Origin of the sequence: Streptomyces sp. TBY4, assembly GCF_024213195.1 — a bacterium.
Classification (GTDB): Bacteria; Actinomycetota; Actinomycetes; order Streptomycetales; family Streptomycetaceae; genus Streptomyces.
Genome location: NZ_JANAVF010000021.1, coordinates 132,738 through 139,546 on the forward strand (window position 1 = coordinate 132,738; position 6,809 = coordinate 139,546).

The 6,809-nt window shown below is 71.3% G+C and carries 9 protein-coding genes; 4 read left to right on the top strand and 5 right to left on the bottom strand.

Annotated elements, in window-relative coordinates; translation table 11 throughout:
- The first annotated feature begins 18 nt into the window (after nt 1-18).
- The 4 genes from NLX94_RS34455 to NLX94_RS39510 all read left to right on the top strand — a co-directional run bounded on the left by NLX94_RS34455 (nt 19) and on the right by NLX94_RS39510 (nt 3,141).
- A complete protein-coding gene (locus tag NLX94_RS34455) occupies nt 19-1,662 on the top strand; it encodes an FAD-dependent oxidoreductase (protein WP_254387227.1) in 1,644 nt (547 codons plus the stop codon).
- 60 nt (nt 1,663-1,722) lie between these two features.
- Entirely contained in the window at nt 1,723-2,244 is a 522-nt protein-coding gene (locus NLX94_RS34460) for a hypothetical protein (RefSeq protein ID WP_254387201.1), read from the top strand.
- A gap of 91 nt (nt 2,245-2,335) precedes the next feature.
- Nucleotides 2,336-2,665 (top strand): antibiotic biosynthesis monooxygenase family protein, encoded by a 330-nt coding sequence (locus tag NLX94_RS39505; RefSeq protein WP_308402614.1) that lies wholly within the window; start codon nt 2,336-2,338, stop codon nt 2,663-2,665.
- Nucleotides 2,662-3,141, top strand: a complete 480-nt coding sequence (locus NLX94_RS39510; protein WP_308402615.1) for a group II truncated hemoglobin — start codon at nt 2,662-2,664, stop codon at nt 3,139-3,141. Before NLX94_RS39505 ends, NLX94_RS39510 begins: the two co-directional genes overlap by 4 nt.
- A gap of 269 nt (nt 3,142-3,410) precedes the next feature.
- Here NLX94_RS39510 and NLX94_RS34470 read toward each other — a convergent pair whose 3' ends face one another.
- The 5 genes from NLX94_RS34470 to rpe form a co-directional block, all read right to left on the bottom strand.
- The gene (locus NLX94_RS34470; protein WP_254387203.1) at nt 3,411-3,860 is read right to left on the bottom strand and encodes a barstar family protein; all 450 of its coding nucleotides are present in this window, start codon (nt 3,858-3,860) and stop codon (nt 3,411-3,413) included.
- Nucleotides 3,857-4,378 (bottom strand): ribonuclease domain-containing protein, encoded by a 522-nt coding sequence (locus NLX94_RS34475; protein WP_254387205.1) that lies wholly within the window; start codon nt 4,376-4,378, stop codon nt 3,857-3,859. Before NLX94_RS34475 ends, NLX94_RS34470 begins: the two co-directional genes overlap by 4 nt.
- Nucleotides 4,379-4,427: 49 nt before the next feature.
- The gene (locus NLX94_RS34480) at nt 4,428-4,652 is read right to left on the bottom strand and encodes a hypothetical protein (protein ID WP_112452447.1); all 225 of its coding nucleotides are present in this window, start codon (nt 4,650-4,652) and stop codon (nt 4,428-4,430) included.
- 136 nt (nt 4,653-4,788) lie between these two features.
- The gene (locus NLX94_RS34485; RefSeq protein ID WP_254387229.1) at nt 4,789-5,802 is read right to left on the bottom strand and encodes a sugar-binding transcriptional regulator; all 1,014 of its coding nucleotides are present in this window, start codon (nt 5,800-5,802) and stop codon (nt 4,789-4,791) included.
- A gap of 138 nt (nt 5,803-5,940) precedes the next feature.
- Nucleotides 5,941-6,627 carry a ribulose-phosphate 3-epimerase gene (rpe, locus tag NLX94_RS34490; RefSeq protein WP_254387206.1) on the bottom strand — a complete coding sequence of 229 codons (687 nt, stop codon included), beginning with the start codon at nt 6,625-6,627 and terminating at the stop codon, nt 5,941-5,943.
- Between the last annotated feature and the right edge of the window lie 182 nt (nt 6,628-6,809).

Here is a 6,809-nt window from a genome sequence, read left to right on the forward strand (position 1 = left end):
AGCCGCAAGCCCGTCATCCTGGCCGTGGACGACGACCCGCAGGTGCTGCGCGCCGTCCGCCGCGACCTGCGCAGCGCGTACGGCGACCGCTACCGGGTGCTCGGCGCCTCCTCGGCCGCCGACGCCCTCAAGATCCTGGACTCCCTCGACGAGCGCGGCCACGACCCGGCGCTCTTCCTCGTCGACCAGCGGATGCCGGACGTCACCGGGGTCGAGTTCCTGCTGGAGGCCGTCAGCCGGTTCCCCGACGCCCGCCGCGTGCTGCTCACCGCGTACGCCGAGACGGACGCGGCGATCACCGCCATCAACCGGGTCCGCCTGGACTACTACCTGCTCAAGCCCTGGGACCCCCCGCACGAGCGGCTCTTCCCGGTCCTGGACGACCTGCTCTCCGACTGGCTCGCCACCTACCGGCCCGCGTACGACGGGATCATCGTCGCGGGCCACCTCGTCTCCCCCGGCACCCACGCCGTCCGGGACTTCTTCACCCGCAACGGCCAGCCCTTCCGCTTCCTCAACGTCGAGCGGGACCCCGAGGCGCTGACCGTGATCGCCGCCGCCCAGCCCGATGCCGCGCTGCCCCTGGTCCGCTTCCCCGACGGCTCGGTGCTCTCCGCGCCGACGGACACGCAGCTCGCCCAGCGCCTGGGGCTGGCCACCACCGCCTCGCGCCCGCACTACGAGTGCGTCATCGTCGGCGCGGGCCCGGCGGGCCTCGCGGCCGGTGTCTACGCGGCCTCCGAGGGCCTGTCCACCCTGATGCTGGACTCCCGCGCCCCGGGCGGCCAGGCCGGCACCTCCAGCCTGATCGAGAACTACCTCGGCTTCCCCTCGGGCCTCTCCGGCGGCGACCTGACCCGCCGGGCCACCATCCAGGCCGCCCGCTTCGGGGCCGAGATCCTGCACCCGGTGGAGGTGGTGTCCCTCACCCGCGACGACCCGGCGAAGATCCTCGCCCTCGCCGACGGTACGGAGATCAGCGCCGAGACGGTGCTCCTGGCGACCGGGGTCTCGTACAACCGCCTGGACGCCCCCGGCGCCGACCGCTTCGAGGGCGCCGGGCTCTACTACGGCGCGGCGACCACGGAGAGCTCGGCGTGCATCTCGCAGCACGTCTTCATCGTGGGCGGCGCCAACTCGGCCGGCCAGGCCGCCGTGCACTTCGCCAAGTACGCCGCCCGGGTCACGATCCTGGTCCGCGCGGCCTCCCTCGACGACAGCATGTCCCGCTACCTCATCGACGAGATCGAGCGCACCCCGAACATCGAGGTGCGGGTCCGCACGACGGTCGTCCGCCTCCACGGCGAGGACCACCTGGAGCGCCTGACTCTCCACGACTCCGAAACCGGCGAGGACAAGGAGATCCCGGCCCGCTTCATGTTCACCTTCATCGGTGCCCGCCCGCACACGGGGTGGCTGGCCGGGGTGGTGGAGCGCGACGAGCACGGCTTCGTCCTCACGGGCTCGGACCTGATCTCCAACGGCGGCGAACTCCCGGCGGAATGGAGCCTGGAGCGCGCCCCGTACCCGCTGGAGACCAGCGTTCCCGGGGTCTTCTCGGCGGGGGACGTACGGGCCCACTCGGTCAAACGCGTCGCCTCGGGCGTGGGCGAGGGAGCGATGGCGGTCTCCCTGATCCACCGCTACCGCTCGATGGGCTGAGAGCGAACGGCGGCCCGTCCCCCTTGCGATCAAGCTCCGCCCGGACGCACCGTTGATTACATGATTACAGCCGAGCAGAACGAGCAGCTTCGCTCCTGGTTCGCCGAGCGCCTGCCGGTGGACATCTACGAGTCCCTCCTCTCGGTCACGGTGGACCGGGAGGAGATCACGGTCGTCGGCGCCATCCCCGCGACCGAATCGGTCGCCGCCTTCCGCGAGCGCACCCGCGAACAGCGGATGGAAGTCGCCCGGGAGGCGGAGGACCTCTACCGCCGCAAGGTGTCCTGGGCCGCCCAGTCGGGCGAGGACCGGACCCTCTTCACCCACCTCGCGGTCCCCGTCATGACCCGCCTGCGCCAGCCGGAGCGCCAGGTCCTCGACACCCTGGTCGCGGGCGGCGTCGCCCGCAGCCGCGCCGACGCCCTGGCCTGGTGCGTCCGCCTGGTCGGCCGCAACACCGACACCTGGCTGACGGACCTGCGCGAGTCCCTGGACCGGGTCCAGCAGGTCCGCGCCAAGGGCCCCGACCTCTCGGACTCCCCCTCCGGCTCCCCCTCCGACTCCCAGAAGTCCGGGTCATAACGGCGAAAGATCTCCCGGCACCCGCAAGATCGCGCAAGCCTGACACGGACCACCGGCGATCACCGCCCGACCCCAGGGAGAGGCCCGCACCATGACCACCACCGTCGAATACATCCGCTACCGGATCGCATTGGACGAACAGCCCGCCTTCGAAGAGGCGTACATCAGGGCTTCGGAGTCCCTGGCCGCCTCGCCGGAGTGCATCGACTACGAACTCGCCCGCTGCGAGGAAGAGCCCGACCGCTACATCCTCCGCATCCGCTGGACCTCGATCGACGCCCACCTGAACGGCTTCCGCAAGGGGGACCACTTCCCGCCGTTCCTCACCGCGATCCGCCCGTACGTCACGGCCATCGAGGAAATGCAGCACTACCTCGTCACCAAGGTCACCGGCCCGGGAAAGGCGTCCACCCCGTCATGAGCACCACACCCGACACCACTCCCACCATCTACGAATGGATGGGCGGCGAGGAGGCGATGAACCGCCTCACGGAGGCCTTCTACGCCCACGCCCTGCAGGACGAGATCCTCGCCCCGGTCTTCGCGGGCATGGACGCGGATCACCCCCAGCACGTGGCGGTCTGGCTGGCGGAGGTCTTCGGCGGCCCGAAGGAGTACACCGCCTCCCACGGCGGCCACCAGCACATGGCCACCAAGCACCTGGGCCGCGGCATCACCGAACAGCAGCGCCGCCGCTGGGTGGACCTCCTGACGGACACCGCCGACGAAGTGGGCCTCCCCACGGACCCGGAGTTCCGCGCGGTCTTCGCGTACTACATCGAGTGGGGCACCCGCATGGCCCTGATCTACTCGGGCCCCACCCCACCCCCGGTGGACGCGGCGGACATCCCGGTCTGGTCCTGGGGCCAAACCCCACCCTGGATCCCGAAGTCCTGACCCACCCACCCGGCGGAGCCGAACGGCTCCGCCGGGTCTCCCACCGAGCCGGCGCCATCCCGGCCTGCCCGCGCGCATCCAGCCCCATCGGGCCAAATCCAGCCCCGCCGGCGCTTGAGGCGCGGGGCCCAGGGCGGAGCCCCGATCCTTGAGCCGCACGGACCATCCCAGCCCAGCCAAACCCAGCCCCGCCGGCGCTTGAGGCGCGGGGCCCGGGGCGGAGCCCCGATCTTTCAGCCCGGCGGGCCGTCCAGCCGCGCCGGCACAACTCAGCCCCGCCGGCGTTTGAGGCGCGGGGCCCGGGGCGGAGCCCCGGCAGTCGGCCCCGGGCCGGACTCGGCGAGCAGCACCGTCAACCCCGGCCCGCCATCCTCGCCCCCGTCCCCGGACTCCGACTCCGCCCTCCAGAAGGCGGCCGCCTCCTCCAGCACCTCCCGCAACGTCTCCCACTCCGCGGGCCGCACCTCCGCATAGCCCCGCCACGAGGTCACGGCCAGCAGCCGCCCCGGCGCGGCCGGCAACCACGACAGATCCCGCAGCGCATCGGACAGCGCGTCCCAGTTCCCCCCGAAGTACTCGGGGACCGACAACGCCGCCCCGCACCTCCGCATCAGCTCCGCCTTGCTCCGTACGCCGTCCAGATCCAGCCGTACGGTCGCCCACCCGGCGGCCTCGGCCGCTTCGAGCGCGGGGGCCAGGGGCCGCGGGTCGAGGCTCATCGGAGAACCGCCTTGAAGGTGTCGTAGTGGTCGTCCGTGTAGTAGAACTCCCCGCCCCCACCGGTCACGATCCGCCGGGCCCCACGGTCCCGCTCACCGGGCGTCTTCACGGTGAACTCGTGGTAGTAGCCGCGCTTCTTCTGCGGCAGGACCTTCTCGAAGTTGCCGAAGACGGTCCCGTCCTGCCGGTACTGGTACGGCCCGCCCTTGTCGATCAGCGCGAGCACGTCCCGGGCCTGCTGCGGCAATGCCGAGGCCCGTACCGTCGCCATCCCCTTCGCCCATCCGGGCGTCGGCACGGCGGAACTCGCCGCCCCGCTCGGGGCGACGTCAACGCCGGAGTCGGCGCGCGCGCCCGTACTGGCGCTCGCACTCGCGCTCGCACTCGCGCTCGTACTGGCGGCCGCGGCAGGCGCGGGTTTCTTCCCGCTGCAGCCCACCGCACCGACCAGCGCCGCGCAAAGGAACACGGCCCCCAGCACACGCAGCAACGATCGGGGCACGTTCCGAAAGATCATGCACCGATCGTGCCAAATATCCGATTCTCCCGCGAATCGCGCGGTGTCTTCAGAGGGCGGCCATCTTGGTGTAGGGACTCAAGATGCGCTTACGGACCTCGGGCCCGAATTCAACGAGGACAGCGATCCCCTCCTCAACGGCGACGACACGGCCGAGGCCGTGCTCATCGTGAGTAACCCGGTCGCCGACGCTGAAGTGCCGGAGCGGCGCTTCCACGGGGGCCTTGAACGGGCTGGACGGCAAATGGCGGCGAGGTACTGCTGACTTTGTCATTGCACCCAGTATGCGCCCAGCAGGCCGTCGAACGGTCCGCCGTTCGGATCTCAATTACGGCACCATCCGCATCGGCGAACATCACGTGCCCGCGTTTGACCGGCATTCGTCCGGACAATCGGATCAATCCGAACAATCACTCGTCGGGGTCGGCCCGCTCCAGCGCCGGACGCAGACCGGGCTCCGATTCGGTGAGCAGGTAGTCCGCGACGGCGGTGTCGGTGACCAGGCTCGTCACGAGCCCCGAGCGCAGCACCGCCCCGATCGCGGACGCCTTGCGCAGCCCGCCGGCAATGGCGACGACCTCGGGGATCCGGCGCAGCCGGTCCGCCTCCACGGTGATGCACCGCTCGCCGAGGTCCCGCCCGACCCGCCGCCCTTCGGAGTCGAAGAGGTGGGCGGACATCTCGGCGGCGACGCCGAGCGAGGCGTAGTGCGCCCGCTCCTCGTCGGTGAGCATGTCGTGGACGGTCGAGATGCCCGGCTCCCAGGACCCGATGGAGACCGCGGCGACCGTGACCTTGTCGAAGTACTCGAAGGCCCGCGCGATCCCCGTCTGGTTGCGCAGGGCGGCCGCGGTGGCCGGGTCGGGCAGCAGCATCGGCGCGTAGATCGGGTGGGCATCGCCGCCCGACACCTGCGCGGCCCTGCGTACGGCCTCCACTGACCCGCGCTCGGCCGTCCCGGCGTCGTACACGCCGGTCAGCTGGACGACCGTGCAGGGGGGCAGCCGGTGCAGGGAGGCGGCCATGTGGATGGTCGACCGCCCCCACGCGAGGCCCAGTACGTCCCCCTCGTTGACGAGCTCGCCCAGCAGATCGGCGGCTACGGCACCCAGGTTCTCCGGGTCCGGAGCGTCCTCGGTGGCATCGGCGGGAGACTCGACGACCACGGCGTGCCGCAGCCCGTACCGGGCGCGCAGCGCGTCGGAGCGCTCGGCGTCCAGCTCGGCGGGAACCCGGATCTCGATGCGTACGAGGTCGCGCTCGAGGGCCGTTTCCAGGACCCGGGCCACCTTGAAGCGGCTCACGCCGAACTCCTCGGCGATCTGGATCTTGGACTTCCCCTCCAGGTAGAAGCGGCGCGCCATGGCCGCCGCCTGCACCAGCTCCGCGGGTCCCATCCGCAGGGCTGACCGTCCCGCCGACATTGCAGACACCGCGTTCTCCTCACTGCTGTTCACACTCTCGCGTTCACACTCTCGACTCGCCGTTCATCCTGTCAGATCCGACGGCCGTTGATCAGCCCGGACAGCTCCCGTTCACCGAGCTGTTCACCAAGCCTTGTTTCAGTGGTCGCAAGCCCAGGGCGCCGCTGCGATGGCCGCACCCGCCTGGTCACGCAGCGTGCGTACGGCGGCCGCCGGATCGACCGCTCCGTAGACCGCGCTGCCCGCCACGAACACGTCCGCGCCGGCCTCGGCGCACCGCTCGATGGTCGTCGCGGAGACGCCCCCGTCGACCTGCAGCCACAGCTCCAGACCGTGCTTGGAGATCAGCTCCCGGGTGCGGCGGATCTTGGGCAGCATGATGTCGAGGAAGGGCTGACCGCCGAAGCCGGGCTCCACGGTCATGATCAGCAGCATGTCGAGCTCGGGAAGGATGTCCTCGTACTGCTCGATGGGCGTCGCGGGCTTCAGCGCCATGGACGCCCGCGCCCCCTTGGCCCGGATCTCACGCGCGAGCCGCACGGGCGCCGCCGCCGCCTCGGCGTGGAAGGTCACGGAGCCCGCGCCGGCCTCGATGTACTGGGGGGCCCACCGGTCGGGGTCCTCGATCATGAGGTGGAGGTCGAGCGGGATGTCCGTCGCCCGGCTGAGCGACTCCACGATCGGCATGCCGAGCGTGAGGTTCGGGACGAAGTGGTTGTCCATGACGTCGACATGCAGCCAGTCCGCCCCCTGGACGGCCTTCGCCTCCTCGGCGAGCCGGGCGAAGTCGGCGGACAAGATACTGGGATTGATCTGAACGGCCATGCCCCAAGCGTGCCATGCCGTCGGCGGGTTCCGGCCACTACCCCGGAAGTGGGGGTGGAGGGGGGCTGGGGGACCTGTGCTGCGGGGTGGGCTTTGGCTGCGTGGGGTTCCGGGGGGCGTCCCGGCAGTCCAGTGTCCTTTCGGGGTGGGCCGGTCCCTCAAGGGCGCTCCCTGCGGTCGCG